The sequence below is a fragment of the Flagellimonas amoyensis genome (assembly GCF_003058265.1).
In the GTDB taxonomy this organism is placed as follows: Bacteria; Bacteroidota; Bacteroidia; order Flavobacteriales; family Flavobacteriaceae; genus Flagellimonas; species Flagellimonas amoyensis.
The window spans coordinates 48,967-67,886 of record NZ_QBUK01000015.1; the positions used below are offsets into that span (position 1 = coordinate 48,967).

Annotated in this window: 20 protein-coding genes; 6 read left to right on the forward strand and 14 right to left on the reverse strand. The window is 46.1% G+C overall.

What is annotated here, in order from left to right; translation table 11 throughout:
• Nucleotide 1 precedes the first annotated feature (1 nt).
• Complete coding sequence (rimO, locus tag DB398_RS17520) at nt 2-1,312, reverse strand: 30S ribosomal protein S12 methylthiotransferase RimO (protein ID WP_108425757.1); 1,311 nt, start codon at nt 1,310-1,312, stop codon at nt 2-4.
• Nucleotides 1,313-1,439: 127 nt separating this feature from the next.
• Here rimO and DB398_RS17525 point away from each other — a divergent pair, with 127 nt between their 5' ends.
• The 4 genes from DB398_RS17525 to DB398_RS17540 all read left to right on the forward strand — a co-directional run bounded on the left by DB398_RS17525 (nt 1,440) and on the right by DB398_RS17540 (nt 4,212).
• Nucleotides 1,440-2,543, forward strand: coding sequence for a serine hydrolase domain-containing protein (locus DB398_RS17525; protein WP_108425758.1), 1,104 nt, complete (start codon nt 1,440-1,442; stop codon nt 2,541-2,543).
• 120 nt (nt 2,544-2,663) lie between these two features.
• Nucleotides 2,664-3,479 carry a hypothetical protein gene (locus tag DB398_RS17530; protein WP_108425759.1) on the forward strand — a complete coding sequence of 272 codons (816 nt, stop codon included), beginning with the start codon at nt 2,664-2,666 and terminating at the stop codon, nt 3,477-3,479.
• Nucleotides 3,480-3,652: 173 nt separating this feature from the next.
• Nucleotides 3,653-3,898, forward strand: a complete 246-nt coding sequence (locus DB398_RS17535; protein ID WP_108425760.1) for an AbrB/MazE/SpoVT family DNA-binding domain-containing protein — start codon at nt 3,653-3,655, stop codon at nt 3,896-3,898.
• Nucleotides 3,889-4,212 carry a type II toxin-antitoxin system PemK/MazF family toxin gene (locus DB398_RS17540; RefSeq protein WP_108425761.1) on the forward strand — a complete coding sequence of 108 codons (324 nt, stop codon included), beginning with the start codon at nt 3,889-3,891 and terminating at the stop codon, nt 4,210-4,212. The genes DB398_RS17535 and DB398_RS17540 overlap by 10 nt, the downstream gene beginning before the upstream one ends.
• Nucleotides 4,213-4,240: 28 nt before the next feature.
• Here the strand turns inward: DB398_RS17540 and DB398_RS17545 are convergent, their stop codons facing one another.
• From DB398_RS17545 to recR, 11 genes are all read right to left on the reverse strand, one after another.
• The gene (locus tag DB398_RS17545) at nt 4,241-5,902 is read right to left on the reverse strand and encodes an amidase family protein (protein WP_108425762.1); all 1,662 of its coding nucleotides are present in this window, start codon (nt 5,900-5,902) and stop codon (nt 4,241-4,243) included.
• Nucleotides 5,903-5,907: 5 nt separating this feature from the next.
• Nucleotides 5,908-6,864 (reverse strand): signal recognition particle-docking protein FtsY, encoded by a 957-nt coding sequence (gene ftsY / locus DB398_RS17550; RefSeq protein WP_108425763.1) that lies wholly within the window; start codon nt 6,862-6,864, stop codon nt 5,908-5,910.
• Between the two features lie 157 nt (nt 6,865-7,021).
• Nucleotides 7,022-7,174: a DUF4295 domain-containing protein gene (locus DB398_RS17555; RefSeq protein WP_072879696.1), complete on the reverse strand. Its 153-nt coding sequence runs from the start codon at nt 7,172-7,174 to the stop codon at nt 7,022-7,024.
• Between the two features lie 37 nt (nt 7,175-7,211).
• The gene (gene rpmG, locus DB398_RS17560; protein ID WP_031444791.1) at nt 7,212-7,394 is read right to left on the reverse strand and encodes a 50S ribosomal protein L33; all 183 of its coding nucleotides are present in this window, start codon (nt 7,392-7,394) and stop codon (nt 7,212-7,214) included.
• A gap of 28 nt (nt 7,395-7,422) precedes the next feature.
• Nucleotides 7,423-7,650, reverse strand: a complete 228-nt coding sequence (gene rpmB, locus DB398_RS17565) for a 50S ribosomal protein L28 (protein ID WP_072879694.1) — start codon at nt 7,648-7,650, stop codon at nt 7,423-7,425.
• Nucleotides 7,651-7,723: 73 nt separating this feature from the next.
• Entirely contained in the window at nt 7,724-8,971 is a 1,248-nt protein-coding gene (locus DB398_RS17570) for a competence/damage-inducible protein A (RefSeq protein WP_108425764.1), read from the reverse strand.
• Nucleotides 8,972-9,310 (reverse strand): Hpt domain-containing protein, encoded by a 339-nt coding sequence (locus DB398_RS17575; RefSeq protein WP_108425765.1) that lies wholly within the window; start codon nt 9,308-9,310, stop codon nt 8,972-8,974.
• On the reverse strand, nt 9,310-9,921 hold the full coding sequence (locus tag DB398_RS17580) for a fumarylacetoacetate hydrolase family protein (RefSeq protein ID WP_108425766.1): 612 nt from the start codon (nt 9,919-9,921) through the stop codon (nt 9,310-9,312). The genes DB398_RS17575 and DB398_RS17580 overlap by 1 nt, the downstream gene beginning before the upstream one ends.
• A gap of 33 nt (nt 9,922-9,954) precedes the next feature.
• On the reverse strand, nt 9,955-10,728 hold the full coding sequence (locus DB398_RS17585) for a 3'-5' exonuclease (RefSeq protein WP_108425767.1): 774 nt from the start codon (nt 10,726-10,728) through the stop codon (nt 9,955-9,957).
• A gap of 81 nt (nt 10,729-10,809) precedes the next feature.
• Entirely contained in the window at nt 10,810-12,165 is a 1,356-nt protein-coding gene (locus DB398_RS17590; RefSeq protein WP_108425768.1) for a dihydrolipoamide acetyltransferase family protein, read from the reverse strand.
• 93 nt (nt 12,166-12,258) lie between these two features.
• The gene (gene recR, locus DB398_RS17595) at nt 12,259-12,879 is read right to left on the reverse strand and encodes a recombination mediator RecR (RefSeq protein ID WP_108425769.1); all 621 of its coding nucleotides are present in this window, start codon (nt 12,877-12,879) and stop codon (nt 12,259-12,261) included.
• A 76-nt stretch (nt 12,880-12,955) separates the two neighbouring features.
• Here recR and DB398_RS17600 point away from each other — a divergent pair, with 76 nt between their 5' ends.
• Nucleotides 12,956-14,434, forward strand: a complete 1,479-nt coding sequence (locus tag DB398_RS17600) for a sodium:solute symporter (RefSeq protein WP_108425770.1) — start codon at nt 12,956-12,958, stop codon at nt 14,432-14,434.
• Here DB398_RS17600 and DB398_RS17605 read toward each other — a convergent pair.
• On the reverse strand, nt 14,418-14,777 hold the full coding sequence (locus DB398_RS17605) for a CoA-binding protein (RefSeq protein WP_108425771.1): 360 nt from the start codon (nt 14,775-14,777) through the stop codon (nt 14,418-14,420). The two genes, DB398_RS17600 and DB398_RS17605, sit on opposite strands and share 17 nt — an antisense overlap.
• A gap of 348 nt (nt 14,778-15,125) precedes the next feature.
• On the opposite strand from DB398_RS17605, the gene DB398_RS17610 reads away from it, so the two are divergent.
• On the forward strand, nt 15,126-17,573 hold the full coding sequence (locus DB398_RS17610; RefSeq protein WP_108425772.1) for a TonB-dependent receptor: 2,448 nt from the start codon (nt 15,126-15,128) through the stop codon (nt 17,571-17,573).
• A gap of 289 nt (nt 17,574-17,862) precedes the next feature.
• Here the strand turns inward: DB398_RS17610 and DB398_RS17615 are convergent, their stop codons facing one another.
• Nucleotides 17,863-18,870, reverse strand: a complete 1,008-nt coding sequence (locus tag DB398_RS17615; protein WP_108425773.1) for a 3-oxoacyl-ACP synthase III family protein — start codon at nt 18,868-18,870, stop codon at nt 17,863-17,865.
• Nucleotides 18,871-18,920: the final 50 nt, after the last annotated feature.

Sequence of the window (18,920 nt, forward strand, 5' to 3'; positions counted from 1 at the left end):
TCTAGGACAGTTGTACCGGAACCCCATATAGATCAAAATCCGAAGCATCGGTGATCTCGATGGTAGTAAAGTCCCCAATTTTCACGTAATGCTTGGTAGCATCGATAAGCACCTCGTTGTCCACATCAGGGGAATCAAATTCCGTGCGGCCCACAAAATGATTGCCTTCCTTCCTATCGATGATGCACCGGAAGGTCTTTCCGATCTTCTCTTGGTTCAGCTCCCATGAAATCTGTGATTGGATTTCCATGATCTCATTAGCACGTTCCTGCTTCACTTCTTCGGGCACATCATCCTCCAACGAATAGGCATGGGTGTTCTCTTCATGGCTGTAGGTGAAGCACCCCAAACGCTCAAAACGCATTTCCTTGACCCAATCCCTTAAGATTGCGAAATCTTCCTCGGTCTCCCCGGGGTAGCCAACGATCAACGTGGTCCTGATGGCCATATCGGGGACGGCTGCCCTGAAATCCTGCAACAATTTGGTGGTCTTGGCCTGGGTAGTGCCCCGCCTCATACTTTTAAGTATGGCATCCGAAATATGTTGCAATGGGATATCGATATAATTGCAGATCTTGGGTTCTTCGCGCATCACCTCCAACACATCCATGGGAAAGCCTGTTGGGAAGGCGTAGTGCAAACGGATCCATTCGATTCCCTCTACTTTGACCAAAGCTTGGAGCAGTTCGGCCAAGTTCCGTTTTTTGTACAGGTCCAGACCGTAATAGGTTAGATCCTGGGCAATCAAAATGAGTTCCTTCACGCCCTTTGATGCCAATTTTTCCGACTCGGCCACCAATTCCTCTATGGGTTTGCTCTTGTGCTTGCCCCGCATAAGGGGAATGGCACAGAACGAACAGGGACGATCGCAACCCTCTGCAATCTTCAGGTAGGCATAGTTCTTGGGTGTGGTGGTCAAACGCTCACCGATCAGCTCATGTTTGTAGTCCGCCCCAAGTGCTTTGAGGAGGTTGGGCAGGTCGCTCGTACCAAAATATTCGTCCACATTGGGAATTTCCCGTTGCAGATCCGGCTTGTAGCGCTCACTGAGACAACCGGTCACAAAAACCTTGTCCACGAGGCCCTCTTCCTTTTTCTGCACGTATTCCAAAATGGTGTTCACGCTCTCCTCCTTCGCATTGGCAATGAAACCACAGGTGTTGATCACCACCACGTTGCCTTCCTCTTCATGGGCGACCTCTTTGTTGTTGGCACGTAGCTGTCCCATCAACACTTCGGAGTCATAGACATTCTTGCTACAACCCAGTGTCACCACATTGATTTTGTTCTTCTTGAGCGATTTTGTCCGCATAGTTGCTATAAATGGAGTGCAAAAATACAACAACACAGCGCATTACATCGATTTGCCTGCATAATTTTCCTGTTGAGGCGTTAAACTATTGGCCCCAACGGGGGTCTAAGGTCCAAATTCCAAGGTCATGAAACGATTTGCACATCCCTTCCTTCTGCTTTGTCTCGTCTTGATTTTCAGTTGCTCTTCGGACGATGGTCCGGGAGATGACGACAACATCCCCAATCCCGAAACAGGTGAACTGTATTTCCCGCCTGTGGGTTCCGCGGAATGGGAAACCATCTCCCCCACCGATCTGGCATGGAACACAGAGGCCGAACAGGCCCTCTACGATCTATTGGAGGAAAAGGGCACCGATGGGTTCATCATCCTGAAAGATGGCAAAATCGTAGTGGAATGGTATTTTGGGGACTTCACCGCAGGGGATAACCATTCGTGGAACTCCGCCGGCAAAACTTTGACGGCCATGACGGTCGGCATTGCCCAAGAAGAAGGATTTTTGTCCATCGGCGATTCTTCCATGGACTATTTGGGTGAAGGATGGTCCATGCTCACCCCGGAACAGGAGGCCAATATCACCGTGCGACACCACTTGACCATGACCACAGGGCTGGACTACACCGTGGACGAACCTTTCTGCTATGACAAGGAATGTCTGCTCTACAAAAATGAACCGGGCACCTATTGGTACTATCACAATGCCGCCTATACGATACTCGACCAAATCGTGACCAACGCGACCAGCACGGATTTCAAAACCTATTCCTATCAAAAGATACGGGACAGAATCGGCATGCAGGGCAATTGGATCACGGCGGGCTACAACAACCTTTTCTTCAGCAATACGCGGAGTATGGCCCGGTTTGGACTACTTTGTTTGAACCAAGGCACATGGGACGGCACCGAGATCTTATCGGACAAGACCTATTTTACGGAAATGACGACCACCTCCCAAAACCTGAACCCTTCGTATGGGTATCTATGGTGGTTGAACGGAAAAAGCCAGCACAAGGCCCCGGGTTCGGAAACCACTTTTGAGGGGGAACTGTTCCCCGATGCCCCTGACGACCTTATTGCGGGACTGGGTGCCTTTGACCAAAAACTCTACCTAGTGCCCAGTGAAAACTTGGTGATCGTGCGATTGGGGGACGATGCCGGGGAAAGCCAATTGGGCCCCTCCAGTTTTGACAATCTGCTCTGGGAAAGGCTGAATGCCTATATCGGGGAATAACTGCGCTTGTATGGTTCCTTAAGGCTTGGTTTTCCTTAAAAAACCGTTTCTGTATTGATTTTATGCTTATTTTGGGACGTAGCAATCTGTTTTACAGATATTTATGCAATTTGGCAAAATATGAAATACCAAAATCAGAAATACAACCCCATTGACTTCCTTGTTGATAAGTTAGTGGATACTTTTGCCAAAGTAAAGGACTTTGACAAACTTCAAGAATCGGAGGAAGGAAAAAAATTATTTGACTTGATAATCAAGTCAATAACGGAAATGGAAAACTTTCAAATCTTATTTCTGAATTATTATATTCCTTCTGCAAATAAATCAATTGCGGACAGTTGGAATCAACTTAAAACATCTAAATACAAACACTTTCTGAATATTTCAAAAGAGGATTTAAAAGAAAATCTCTACGAGACTATAAGACTTGGGTACGTTGGACTTTTTCATAAATATGAATCATATCTAAAGGCTCTAGTAGATGCAACTGATTTCCTATTCAGGGATTTAAGAGAAGAAAATGGATTTTTAACAATTCAAGACTATTGCAAAAAAGAATTTGGAATCAATAAAATAACTAATTCACATCATCATTTTAATATTACTAAGCGTGTAAATTACATATCTAATGCTATTAAACACAATGATGGTTTTCATCGTGAAGAAATCCATCCTGATTTTATAAATCCAGACATAAAGAAAAGAATTGAGGTCAATAAAGAGACATTTAAAATAGATATTGAAAGAATGAAAATTCATTGCCAAAATCTGCAAGCTCAAATGGCAACGATTTATTTAAAGCAATTTTTGGATTTAGATTATGAAATAATCAAAGAGAGTATTAAGCCCGAACTAAAAGAAAGCATCAAAACAAAAGAAAAACTGATGGCTGAAAAGAAAAATATGGAGTCTATACTATCTGATTTCAGACGATAAATATTTTGCCATATAACGTTTAGCACATTACTATCTTTCTACTGTAGCGAAAAATCCTTGAGGGTTTTCCACAATGAGCCACATACAAGTCCGTTTGAATCAATAAGCAAAAAAGTAACGGATTTTGACATTCCAATCAAATGTATTTACTTTGTAATTACAAATAAGAATCCATGGAAACAGCCATCATCAAAATTGGGAATTCAAAAGGCCTGCGTCTGAGCAAGACCATTTTGGAACAATATAACATCAAGGATAAAGTAGAACTGATTCTTGAAAAAGAACAGATCATCCTCAAACCAATTGCTTCTCCCCGACAAAACTGGGAAAAGGAATTTAGAAAAATGAACGAGAACGGCGACGATAAGTTGCTGATGAACGACATGTTTGAGGACGAAAATCTTGAGGAATGGATCTAAAACAATATTCCATTGTCCTTGTCAACCTAGACCCAACGATAGGAAGCGAGATAAAGAAAACGAGACCTTGTATCATCATCTCCCCGAACGAGATGAACAAATATCTGAACACCATCGTACTTGCTCCCATGACAACCAACTTAAAAAAATATCCCACAAGGGTTCCGGTCAATCATAATGGAAAGAAAGGAATGGTTGCCATAGACCAAATCAGAACAGTGGACAAGACTAGGATAATTCGCGTGTTTGAAAGCCTGACACCATCAGAAATCGAAAAATGTAAAGAAGTCATCAAGGAAACCTTTGTTGACTGAAAAAACACTCAAATCAAACAAATCCCACCTACTTCTGGTAAGCCACTGGTATTTTCCGGGAATGGGTCAAATCTTCAAAAGCTTTTCCGATCCGCAGCAAATGTGCCTCTGAAAAAGGTTTCCCGATAAAGGTCAAACTTTCGGGTTCGCCATTGGGCTTGTACCCCATAGGGATAGTAAGGGCGGGATATTCGGCCACCGCGGCATACCCTGCATGGTAATTGTTGATGCTCAAAATGGCATCCAACTTTAGTCCTTCCATCACATCAAAGAAAGATTTCCCTGCATTTTTCAGTTCGCTCTTGATCTTTTCAAAATCTTCTTGGGACGTGGAATCGGCCAAGATCCCATCAAAACGGGCCTGCCCATAAGGTATGCGCACCAAGGAATCGGCACTGTTGAAACGGACCACATCCTCAATCTTTTCAACCTTTACCACATCCTTGTTCTTGACCATGGCCTCCAAGTAGTCCTGAAGGTCTTTTTTCATGTCCAGATTCAACAAGGTGAGGAAATGATCCAATTGGACATCCTTCGGTTCAAACTCGACGATTTCGGCACCCGCTTCCCTAAGCTTTTCAACACTAAGGGCATATAGGGAATCCCGCTCCATCAAATTTTTCATCACACCCAAACGAACAGTTTTCAGGGGTTCGGGTTGCGTCCATGCAGATAAAACCCCTGGTTCAGGTTCCACCGACTTGGCATCTGCACCGTCCCTCCCCAGCATGGCGTCCAACAAAATGGCATTGTCGGTCACATTTCTGGTCATGGGACCCGGCGTGTCCAACGTGCTGGAAATGGGCACAATACCTGTTCGGCTCAGCAACCCAATGGTAGGTTTCAGACCCACGACCGAGTTTTGGCTGGAGGGTGAAAGGATGGAGCCCGATGTTTCGGTCCCCACTGCACCGACCGCATAATTGGCGGCCATCGATGTGCCACTACCGGCACTGGATCCACCTGTATCAAATTGTTGTCGTCCGTAGGGATTCATGGTCTGTCCGCCCACGGCACTCTGTCCGTTGGGGCACACATCGCAGATGAAATTGGCCCATTCGCTCAAATTCACTTTGCCTAGGATGAGCGCTCCCTTTTCCTTCAATCGTTGTACAATAAAGGCATCCTCCGTTTGGTTGTCCTTCAATGCAACAGCCCCGGCAGTCGTTTTCATTTCCGAAGTGCCGATGTTGTCCTTCAACAAAATGGGCATCCCATAAATGGGATGATGGATTTCCAGACTCTCATCCAAATTCCGGGCCTCTTCCAACACGTTTGGGTTCAATGCAATGATGGTGTTCAGCGTAGTGCTGTTCGGAAGTTCGTAGGTATAGATTCGGTGCAGGTAGAACAGGACCAAATCTTCATAGGTGAACGTTCCCGCATCGATATGTTTCTGGATGGTGGGAATGTCCTGTTCCAAGACCAAAGGTTTCATCTTCTCGTATTGGGCCGATGGAAATCGGGACACTTCCCCGTACAAGGGCATAAACACCTCGTTTTTGTCCAACACCTTGCTCTGGATGAATCGGTAGCGCATCCGTTCGCTTTCGTTGTCGGCACTGGCCGCCACCTCTGTGGAATCGTTATAAGGGGTCCAAAGGACAACTTCCTCCTTCGGTTCCACATTTTTCTGCTTGCAAGCAGAAAGAACAATGATCAAAAAGCCGAGGATGAGTTGTCTGTACATATATTTTACATTTTGAAGAACGAATCCACAAATTCGTATTTGTTAAAAACTTGTAGGTCCTCGATGCCCTCTCCCACTCCAATGTATTTCACGGGAATCTTGAACTGGTCCGATATACCGATGACCACACCGCCCTTAGCAGTACCGTCCAACTTGGTCACTGCCAAACTGGTCACCTCGGTGGCCTTGGTAAATTGTTTGGCCTGCTCAAAGGCATTCTGCCCTGTGGACCCGTCCAGCACCAAAAGTACTTCGTGTGGCGCATCGGGAACTACTTTTTGCATCACACGCTTCACTTTGGAAAGCTCGTTCATCAGATTGACCTTGTTGTGCAACCTACCGGCAGTGTCCACCAATACCACATCGGCTTGGTCCGCCACGGCAGAGTTGAGGGTATCGAATGCCACGGAAGCGGGATCGCTCCCCATTTTTTGTTTGATGATGGGCACCTGCACCCTGTCCGCCCATACCTGCAATTGGTCAATGGCGGCCGCCCGGAAGGTATCGCCCGCTCCCAACAACACTTTCAGTCCCTTGTTCTTGAACTGGTGTGCCAATTTCCCAATAGTGGTGGTCTTACCCACGCCGTTCACGCCAACGACCATGATCACATACGGTTTTTTATCGGTGGGTATAGAGATTTCGGTACTTTCGCCCACATGGGTCTCGGAAAGGAGCCCTGCTATTTCTTCGCGAAGGATGGTATTGAGTTCATCCGTCCCCATGTATTTGTCACGGGAGACCCGCTCTTCGATGCGTTCAATGATCTTGAGGGTAGTGTTCACCCCTACGTCCGAGGAGACCAAAACCTCCTCAAGGTTGTCCAGTACCTCATCGTCCACCTTGGACTTTCCGGCCACGGCCTTGCCCAATTTACCAAAGAAACTGGATTTTGATTTTTCCAGGCCCTTGTCCAAAGTCTCTTTCTTGTCCTTTGAAAATATATTCTTGAATAAGCTCATCTCGTGTTCAATAGATAATCCCCAAAGATAGCAAAGTAAGGGGAGTTATGTTAAATCAATGTTCCTTTGCCGTGAAATGTCTTGGCCCGGTGGCCTATGGACATAAAAAAAGCCGCTCTATGTGAGCGGCTCCGTATTTCCTATGGGGAAATTTGTCTTATTGCTTGTTCAACCAATCGTTGACCATTTCAGGAGCCATTACAGACTCTACGAAAGTATAGGCACCTGTTTTAGGAGACTTTACCATTTTGATGGCCTTGGTCAATCTTTTGGATGATGATTGAAGCGTTGCTACTGTTTTCTTTGCCATGGCTTATGTTTGTTTGCCTTTTCGTGATGAAAAGGGATTACTTGATTTCTTTATGGACGGTCATGCGCTTAAGGATAGGGTTGAATTTTTTGATCTCCATCCTATCTGGCGTATTCTTCTTGTTCTTGGTGGTAATGTACCTGGACGTACCTGGCATACCAGATTCCTTGTGCTCTGTGCACTCCAAAATTACCTGAATCCTATTTCCTTTCTTGGCCATTGTATCGTACTTAAAACGCTTATACTACTTACTTTTGGGCATTCATCTCCTTCAATACGGCAGAGATACCCTTCTTGTTGATGATTTTCAATCCTTTGGAAGATACGTTCAAGGTTACCCAACGGTCTTCTTCAGGAATGTAAAACTTCTTCTTGGAAACGTTCACATCGAACCTTCTCTTTGTCTTATTGATAGAAAAGGATACGTTGTTTCCAAACATCACCTTTTTTCCTGTAACTTCACAAACTTTAGACATCTCCCTAACTTTTGAGTGATTTTATTGAGGCTGCAAATTTATACCATTTTAACGGGACGTACAAAATTCTTTTTCAGAAATTTAAAATTTCTTTATAAAGCAGCTCAAAAGCCTTGCTTACAGACTTCTTCACCACCCGTTCCCGATGGTTTCCCATGGCAAATTTATGGGCCGTTGTCCCTCTTGGGGTACTGATCCCGATATAGACCGTTCCCACATCGGCATCCGAGTCACCTTTGGTGGGACCTGCATTGCCCGTGGTGGACACGGCAAAATCGGTTCCCAGTAGGCTCCTGACGTTCTCCGCCATGGCCATGGCAACTTCTTCACTGACCACCGAATATTGTTGGACCAAGGCTTCCGGGACACCCAGCACCTTGATCTTGGTCTCTGTGGCATAACTGACCACACTGCCCTTAAAATAGTTGGAAGCCCCGGGCACCGACGTGATCTGTTCCGCAATCCTTCCCCCGGTAAAGCTCTCGGCCGTGGCCAAGGTCATTTGCTTTTGGGTCAGGAACTTGCCTATTTGGCTTTCGATGGTCCCATCTTCTTCCTCTCCATAGATAATGTCCCCAATGATCGGGTACAATTTTTGGGCCTCGGCCTCAACGGAAGCCAAGAGTGCTTCCCTGTCCACCCCCTTGGAGGAAAGACGGAGCCTCACCCTACCCAGATTGGGCAAATAGGCCAATTTGATATGGGAAGGCAGATTGTTCTCCCACGACTCAATTTTCTCCGCGATGGCACTTTCTCCCATACCGTAGGTCAATAGGGTCTTGTGGACGATATAGGGCCGTTCGTAGGTTTCCATGATACTGGGCAAAACCGAACTGGTGATCAGGTTTTTCATCTCATAGGGCACCCCTGGCAGAAAAAAATAGGACACCTCTCCCTTTTTCATCCAGAGTCCCGGTGCCGTTCCGAACGCATTGTGGAGTACTGTTGCCTTGGAGGGTACCAATGCCTGTCTGCGGTTCAGGTCGGAAATGGGCGTGGTGATGTATTTTCTGAAAAGCTCTTCTATGTGTTCCAAGACCGATGCGTCCTCCACGAGGGTATCCCCGAAGAAGTTACAGAGCGTTTCCTTGGTAACATCGTCCTTGGTGGGGCCCAGGCCTCCCGTGACAATAATCACGGACGAGCGTTCACCGGCCTCTTGCAATGTGGTCGTGATATGCTCCCTATCGTCCTGCACCGAAGTGATCTGATATACAGAAACACCAATTTGGTTGAGCTCTTTGGCGATGAACGCGGAATTGGAATCGACTATTTGTCCAATAAGGATCTCATCCCCAATGGTGATGATCTCTGCCTGCATCTATAGATCAAAATCTTTTTTGAGTTCTGCCACGACCTGAAGGACATCTTTCTTGAGCATCGGGAACTTGTCCGCTATCTCTTCCATGCTTGCCTCATTTTTTCCCAAGGTCTCTATTTCCAACGCCCTGTCCCTGGTCTGCTCCATGCCCAAAATATCCACATTGGGCTTTATTTTATGGGCCAGTTTATAAACGTTTTCGTGATCTTTATTTCCAATGGCATTTTCCAATCCTTCCAAGTCTTCCGGAACTTCTTCCAGAAAAACGGAAATCACAGAGACAATGAAATCTTCATCGCCTTCGGCCATTTCATTAATTTTATCGAGGTTGTAAATCATTATCTTACGTTGATTTCAAATAGTGTTTCTCCTTCAAGCATTCCTGAAAGGTAGTCATTTGGGCTTACTTTACCAACCCCAGACGGGGTACCCGTAAATAGGATATCTCCTTTTTTCAGCATAAAATAAGTCGACACATGGGCAATGATTTCATCTATCTTCCACAACATCAGAGCGGTATTTCCTTTCTGGACCGTTTCCTCGTTTTTTGACAGGGAAAAATCGAGATGGTCCACATTTTCGAACCTGCTCTTGGGCAACCAGTTGCCAACCACCGCAGACCCATCAAATCCCTTGGCCTTTTCCCAAGGCAGTCCCTTCGCCTTCAGTTTGGCCTGCACGTCCCTGGCCGTAAAATCTATGCCTAGGCCAATTTCATCATAATAGTTATGGGCAAATTCCCTGGCGATATGTTTTCCCACTTTCTTGATCTTGACCAAGACCTCCACTTCATGGTGGACGTCGTTGGAAAACTCGGGAATGTAAAAATCCTGTTCTTTGGGGAGTATGGCCGAATCGGGTTTGATGAAGACGACCGGTTCTTCCGGACGCTCATTGTTCAGTTCTTCAATGTGGTCCACATAATTGCGACCAATACATATCAGTTTCATATTGTTGTTTATTGGGGGTGTTTTGTGTGTTTCTCAAAGTTTGTTGTTGAGCTTGCTCAACTTAATCTGGGTAAGTACTTTCTTGGTGTAGAGCGGGAAATCTGCGTTCAAGATCCAACCAAAATAGCCGGGTTCGGCCTCAAGGACTTCATCCACGGTCCTTCCCTTATGCTTACCGAACGAGAAAACGGCCCGTTCTTCTTCGTCCAAGACTATGAAACCTGCAAAATCCAGCGATTGTTTCCGTGTCGTAAACTCGGACAGTTTTTTTACGTTGTTCTCCAGTTCGGGATATCTTTCCAGTTGGGCCAACAGCACTTCATAAGTGGCCATGGTATCGGCCTCCGCACTGTGGGCATCTTCCAAATTCTTATCACAATAGAACTTGTAAGCAGCCTCCAAGGTGCGCTTTTCCATTTTATGGAAAATGGTCTGCACATCCACGGACACCATATTCTTCATATCAAAATCCACATCGGCCCGCAACATTTCCTCGGCCAAAAGTGGAATATCAAAACGATCGGAATTGAAACCGCCCAAATCACTGTCCCTGATCATTTTATAAATTTCCTTGGACAATTGTTTGAAGGTAGGCTCGTTGGCCACTTTCTCGTTGGATATGCCATGAACGGCCTCCGATTCGGGAGAAATGGGCATTTCTGGGTTCACCAACCATGTTCGGCTTTCTTTGTTTCCGTTGGGATATACCTTTAGGATGGAAATCTCCACGATCCTGTCCTTGGCCACATTGGTCCCGGTGGTCTCCAAATCAAAAAAACATATAGGCTTGGTCAATTGTAACTGCATCTGGGGTCTTTGAATGTTTATGTAAGGCTTTTGCTCCCTAAATTTACGTATAGTGAAAGGAACATGGACCGTTTTTCCCGGTTATATTTCCCTGTTCACGTCCCAGGCTTCCAGATAATCGGCCACGGCCTTGACGAACATTCCGCCCAAAGCACCGTTCACCACCCTGTGGTCATAACTGTGCGAAAGGAACATTTTGCTTCGGATACCTATATATTCTCCCTGATCAGTCTCGATGACAGAAGGCAGTTTCCGAATGGCCCCCAACGCGAGGATACCTACTTGTGGCTGGTTGATGATGGGCGTACCGAACACACTGCCAAATGTGCCCACATTGGTCACGGTATAGGTCCCGTCCTTAACCTCATCGGGCTTCAACTGGTTGTTACGGGCCCTATTGGCGAGATCGTTCACCGTTTTTGCCATACCGACGAGGTTCAACTGGTCTGCATTTTTGATAACAGGCACGATCAGGTTGCCATCGGGCAGGGCCGCTGCCATTCCCAAATTGATATTTTTCTTTTTGATAACCTTGTCTCCGTCCAGTGAAATGTTCATCATCGGGAATTTCTTCAATGCCACGGCCACAGCTTCCATAAATATGGGTGTGAAGGTCAATTTTTCGCCTTCCCGTTGCTCAAAGGCCTTCTTCATCTTTTCCCGCCAGTTCACCACATTGGTCACGTCCACTTCCACAAAACTCTGTACGTGGGCAGAGGTGGAAACGCTATCGATCATATGCTGGGCGATGAGTTTTCCCATTCGGGTCAATGGAATGACCTCGTCACCATGTCCCACGGCAATGGGTGCATGTTTGGGTTTCTCCTCGGTCGCTTTCTGTGGTTTTGGTGCTTCCTCAACCGGTTTTTGTTCTTTAGGTGCCGGGGTCGGTGCAAGTTTTGCATTTCCGTTGGAACGGTCTTGCAGATAGGCCATGATGTCGGTCTTGGTCACCCTGCCTTCTTTACCTGTGCCTATGATGGCTTCCAGTTCTTCCATGGAGACCCCTTCTTCCTTGGCTATATTTTTCACCAAAGGTGAATAGAATCGCTCTGAGCTAGAAAAAACGGGTTTTGCGATGGTTACGGATTCCTTCACATGGGCCATTTGGTTTTCCAAGACCTCAACGTGCTCCGCTACAGGCTCTTCCTCTACATCAGCGCTGCCACTATCCCCTGAAACATCATCCACATCGCCATCCACTTGGATCACGGCTACCACTTCACCCACTTTTATGACATCGTCCACATCGAACCGCTTTTCCAACAGCACACCTTCCACCTCACTGGGAACCTCGGAATCCACTTTATCGGTCGCGATCTCAAAGACAGCTTCATCCAATTCCACGGTATCGCCCACTTCTTTTAACCAAGTGGTCAACGTGGCCTCGGCGACACTTTCTCCCATTTGCGGTAATTTCAATTCAAATTTTGCCATATTCCTATTTATCAAAGTGATTTTGGATAGTATTTTGCAAAAATACTAAAGAAATTCACTTATTATTGGTTTGTGTGCATTTTTTAATCATTCTCAATTTGCCTTTATGGAATTCTCGAAGGGCACCCGGTTCACGATGCTCCTTCCCAAGGTGACCTCATCGGCAAACTCCAGCTCGTCCCCAACGGAAATACCTCTGGCGATGGCCGAGGTAACGACCTCCAACCCTTCCAATTGCCTATAGATGTAAAAATTGGTGGTATCCCCTTCCATGGTCGAGCTCAAGGCAAAAATAAGTTCCTTGACCGTACCTTCCCTGACCTTTTGGATCAAAGAAGCGATATTGAGGTCTTGGGGACCCACCCCTTCCATAGGGGATATCTTGCCGCCGAGCACATGGTAAAGACCCTTGTATTGGGAAGTGTTCTCTATGGCCATCACATCCCTGATGTCTTCCACCACGCAGACCAAGCTCTCATCCCGCTTGGGGTTGGCGCATATCTCGCAGAGTTCGGTATCGGAAATGTTATGGCAGCTGCTGCAGAAATTCACCTCGCTTTTGAGCTTCATCAGGGCATCTGTGAGCAGCTCCGTCCGCTCTTGGGGCTGTTTGAGCAGGTGGAGGACCAAACGCAACGCCGTACGCTTGCCTATGCCGGGCAACTGTGACATTTCCTGGACCGCATTTTCCAATAGTTTGGACGAAAATTCCATAGGCTCTAATCTCCCACAAAATTACGATTTTAGCTTTACCAATTTACTTTCGTACTTTGCAAATCAAAATTCATCTATGTCCGCCACACAAATTCTACTTCTGATAGGCGCCTATTTCTTGGTACTTATATTGATTTCATACCTTACTGGAAAGAACGATTCCAACGCCGATTTTTTCAAAGCGGGAAAACAATCACCTTGGTTTGTGGTGGCCTTCGGAATGGTGGGCGCATCGCTATCGGGGGTAACGTTCATATCGGTCCCAGGATGGGTGGAGGACAGCCAATTCACCTATATGCAGGTGGTATTGGGGTATCTGTTCGGTTATTTTGTGGTGGCCTTTGTGCTGCTGCCCTTATACTACAGGCTCAACCTTACTTCGATCTACGAATACCTACTGGAACGTTTTGGAAAGGTAAGCCACAAGACAGGGGCGTTTTTCTTCTTCATTTCCAGGGTATTGGGCGCATCGTTCAGACTATACCTAGTGGCCATTGTGCTGCAACAGTTTGTTTTCGACGATCTTGGGATACGCTTTGAGTTCACTGTGGTGATCTCCATTCTACTCATCTGGCTCTACACCAACAAAGGGGGCATCAAAACGATTGTTTGGACGGACACACTACAAACGCTCTTTATGATCGTGGCCGTGGTGCTTTCCATTGTGTTCATCAACCAAGAATTGGGTTGGAGCTTTGGCGAGTTGTTGGCTTCGGATGAATTGAAGGGCTACAATGATTGGTTGGTGACGGACAGTTTTCTGGATAGGAGCCATTTTGTAAAGTCGTTTGTGGGCGGCATGTTCATCACCATCTGTATGACAGGCCTGGACCAAGACATGATGCAGAAGAACCTCACCTGCAAATCCTTGAAGGATGCCAAAAAAAACATGGTCTCCTTCAGCTTTGTCCTCGTAGGCGTCAATTTTCTCTTTTTGCTCTTGGGTGCACTGCTGTTCATTTTCTCAAAACGCAACGGTGTTGGCATACCACTTATGGACGGCACGCCAAAGACAGACCTTCTTTTTCCTGAAATTGCCATGAACGGAGACCTTGGTCTGGCCCTATCGATCACTTTTATGTTGGGACTGATCGCTGCGGCATATAGCAGTGCGGACAGTGCCCTGACTTCACTGACCACCTCGTTCTGTGTGGATTTCTTGAACGTGCAGCAAAAGGACGATGCCGAACAGAAAAAAATACGTAAGCGCACCCACGTGGTCATGAGCCTGATGCTCATCTTGGTCATCATTGCCTTCAAATACATCCTGAGCAGCAATGTGATAGATAGTTTATTGACGGTCGCCGGATATACCTATGGTCCCTTATTGGGTCTTTTTGCCTTTGGCATTCTGACCAAGCACAAGATCCATGATGGATATGTATGGGTGGTGGCCCTGCTCTCGGTAAGCATCATAGTTTTGATTGCCAATATTCCTTCATCCTATTTGGGGGGTTATCAATTGGGCTATGAATTGTTACCGTTGAACGGACTGCTGACCTTCTTTGGGTTATGGCTCATCAAAAAAAGGGAAAAAATTAATACTGACCAGTAGCCAACAGCACCAAAGTGCAGGCCACTTCCACCTGAATCCCAGCTTTTTCAAGGATTTGATAAAATTCGGGGTTCTCGGTTCCGGGGTTAAAAATTACTCTTTTGGGGTTCAGATCCACTATTTTTTGATAGTATTCCTTCTGTTTGATGGGATTTAAATACAAGGTTATGGTGTCAATATTTTGAAAATCATCAAGTTTGTCTTTAATTTGTACCCCTGATACAGTTCCCCCACGTATCCCAAATGCGGTTGTTTCAATATTGTTCTCAACCAACCTACGTATTGCCATGTTACTGTATCTTCCCGGGTCTGATGATGCCCCAAAAACAAGTGCTTTTGCCATTTGTTAATTATTGTGTTAAACTAATATATAGACTGTAACGATTTCAAAATTAATCCGTCTATTGGTATATAAGATATTTTCATTGGTAAGACTGTATTTTTTATAGTTAATGGTTAGTGTTTAGTATAGCTTATCAATGTACAACCCCGGCATTCAATTGTCGGGGTTTCTTCTTTTTATACACTTTCCTTTGTCCTTCAAGAGGTTCCATCCTTACAATGGAATACCTACTTCCTTTTTTGTTTGTTAAAGAATGTTAAAAAAAAAATTTGCTGTAACATTCCCTCTTAGCTGGCGTCTTAGAAATATCATCAATCATTCAATCATCAATCAAAAAACGAACAACTCATGAAAAAGTTGACCTTACTTTTTGCACTTTTCCTGTGCGGTCTAAACTCATCTTTCGCTTTCAACGATCCATCGGACGCACTGGGCTCCATTTCCGGAACTGTACTCGACAATACCTTGAACCAGCCTGTGGCCTATGCTGCTGTGGTGGTGAAATCCGAGGATGGCTCCGAGACCGTTACCGGCGGGATCACTGCCGAGGACGGAACATTTGAGATCAAAAAATTACCGGATGGAACCTTTCTGTTCGAGGTACAATTCATCGGGTACAAGACCCATTCCCAAAAACTGGTCATTGACAAAGATAACCGCAACGTCAACATTGGCACCATCACCTTGATGGAACAGACCCAGGAACTCAACGAAGTGGAACTGGTAGGCGAGCGCACCACCATTGAGCAACGGGTGGACCGAAAGGTGATCAATGTTGGGAAGGACCTCACCACTTCCGGTGCCACGGCCTCCGACATCATGAACAACATTCCTTCCGTGAACGTGGATTCCCAAACGGGCGACATTACCCTCAGGGGCAACTCCAACGTAAGGGTCATGGTGGATGGAAAACTCTCCAACGTGCCCGTAGCGCAATTGCTGAAACAGATTCCATCAACATCCATCAAATCCATAGAACTTATCACCAATCCTTCGGCCAAGTACAATCCCGAAGGCATGAGCGGTATCATCAACATTGTGCTGCACAAAAATGCCAATATCGGTTTCAACGGAAATGTGAGCATGGGGCTCACCAAGGGCATCGAGGCCAAGTTCAACAGCTCCATCGACCTGAATTACAGGAACGGAAAGTTCAACTTTTATGGAAACTATGGCAACAACATCGGCAAATGGGTGAACGATGGCAGTATTCTTCGGGTCGATGAAAACTCGCGCCAAGAGTTTGACTTTCTCAACAACAACAAATCCCACCTCTACAAACTGGGGGTCGATTTTTACCTGAACGACAAGAACACCATTTCACTGTTCACCAACCAGAACATCTATGACGGTCTAGGCAATGGGGCCACACAGGTCTCCTATTACAACGATCCCGCCAGAAATGTGACCCAATTGTTCACCGATGACTCCGACAACAGGAGCGAACAGTACAATTTTGACTATAAACTGGATTTCAACAAGGAAGGACACAATATAGAACTGGAAGTGGATCACAACCGTTTTGAAAGTGGCCAAGATGCCGATTTTAGGTCTACCGGTGCATCGCTCTACCCCAATTATATGGATTTTGTGGACACCGAGCGCACCCAGACCACGGCCAACTTGGACTATGTGAACCCTTTGGACAGCATTTCCAAATTGGAAATCGGCTTGGAGTCCAGAAACTTTGAGACCATAGTGGATTACTCCTCTACCGGACAATCTTTCAACTCCAACGGGGAACTGGCCCCTACCCCATCCACCAAGTTCATCTATGACATGGACATCTATTCTGCCTACGCCACTTTTGGCCAGACCTATAAAAAATGGTCCTATCAGATGGGTGTGCGCATCGAGGATGTCCAGGTACAGGCGGACACCAATGCCGTACGTGCGTTCACGGACAATTACACACAGATCTATCCATCGGCCTTTGTGACCTATAGCATCAATGAAGGAGATCAAGTGCAGGTGAGCTACAGCAGGCGTGTGGACCGTCCCGGATTGCAGCAGGTGAACCCCATTAGGGAATTTGCCACGCCATTGATCTCCGCATTTGGAAACCCGAACTTGGTGCCACAGTTCACCAGTTCCTACGAGGCCAACTATACCAAACGCTTGAAGAGCGGCAGCATAACGGCCGGTGTATTTTACAGAAGCATCTCCGATGAGATCAACAGGGCCATCTATATTGACCGATTGGACCTGAACAAGACTATCTTGACCTTTGATAATTTTGACAAGACCTCTGCCTATGGCATGGAACTGTCCACGAACTACAGACCCACAAAATGGTGGAACATCAACGGTAGTTTTGACCTGTTCTCCCAAACGCAACGTGGGATTACGGAAACCCTGAACACCACGGACCCTGATCCATCGGAAGAAGATATCGTTGCAGAAAGAGTACAAGTGGACAACACGGCGTGGAACCTTCGCATGAACAACAGTTTTACGGTGACCAAGAAACTGACCCTTCAGGCATTTGGGTTCTACAGGGGCAGGAACAAGAGCATCCAGTTCAATGCAGACCCCATGTACTTTGTCAATTTGGGAGCACGCTACAGCTTCGATGAGGGCAAGGGCACCATCAGCCTGAACTATAACGACATATTCAATACCATGCGTTTTGCCTTTGAAGGTGATTACCCCTATGCACAGGAAGGTGCCTTCAACTGGGAGAGCAACAATGTTTACGTTGGGCTGTCCTATCGCTTCGGAAGTGGAAAGAACCGTGCGAAGCAACGTAAGAACAGGGACGACAACACCAAACAAGGTGGCGGCGGCATCCTTTAACTTTTATTGACGGTCCTTGCCAGAGTGTTGGTTGGTTAGTCTTTCAAGGGCATCAATAAAGAACCCCGGTCTCCAAAAGAGATCGGGGTTTGTTATTTTAATGTTTTTTACATTTTTAAGGTTTTTATGCCAAAACCGTCAATTCGAGTGAAATTCTGAAGGAATTTTGTATCGAGAATCGCTTTTGGGTCTGAAATCCTGGTTCTCGATACAATTTTTCTTTCGAAAAATTACTCGAACTGACAAATTTCATTCCAAATGCACAACAAGCTATTTATATCACTTTTTGCTACCACCTGATGATGGCGCTGCCCCAAGTAAAGCCACTTCCAAAGGCGGCCAATACCACCAAATCGCCCTCCTTGACCTTTCCGGCCTCCCAGGCCTCGGTCAAAGCGATGGGAATGGATGCGGCCGTGGTGTTCCCATATTTCATGATGTTGTTGAACACTTGGTCGTCCGACAATCCAAACTTCTTCTGGATGAACTGGGATATCCTCAAATTGGCCTGATGGGGAATCAATATATCGATATCCGTTGGGGTCAAATTGTTGGTATGCAAACCTTCCATGATTACCTCACTAAAACGCACTACGGCATTTTTGAAGACAAACTGCCCGTTCATATAAGGAAAATAGGACGTATCCTCTGGGTCTGCATCGCCAATGATGTCCGTGACCCATCGTTTTCCCATGCCGGGAGCGATGAGGGAAAGTTCTTCGGCATGTTCGCCCTCCGAGTGCAAGTGGGTGGACAGAACTCCTTTTTTCGGATCTTCTTCGCGCGTCATCACGGCCGCACCTGCACCATCACCAAAGATTACCGATACCCCCCTGCCCCTAGTGGTCATGTCCAGACCATGGGAGTGCAGTTCGGAACCGATGACCAGAACATTCTTGTACATCCCACTTTTGATGTATTGATCGGCCACCGAAATGCCGTACACAAATCCGGAGCACTGGTTTCGGATATCAAGGGCACCCACTGTTTTGAGTCCAAGATCCCGTTGGACCAAGACCCCAGGACCTGGAAAATAATAATCTGGGCTCAAGGTGGCAAAAACAATGAAATCAATGTCGTTCTTATCTATCCCGGCCCGTTCTATCGCCTTTTGGGCCGCCTTTACCCCCATGGATGTTGTGGTGTCCTCACCTTTGACCACATGGCGCCGTTCTTTGATCCCGGTACGTTCCTGTATCCATTCGTCATTGGTGTCCATTAACTTGGAGAGGTCATCATTGGTGACCACGTTTTCAGGTACATAGAAACCCAATCCTGCAATCTTGGAATTATACATGTGAAAAAATTTAAGTCAAAAAGATAGTTACAAATTGAAAATTAGCAAAT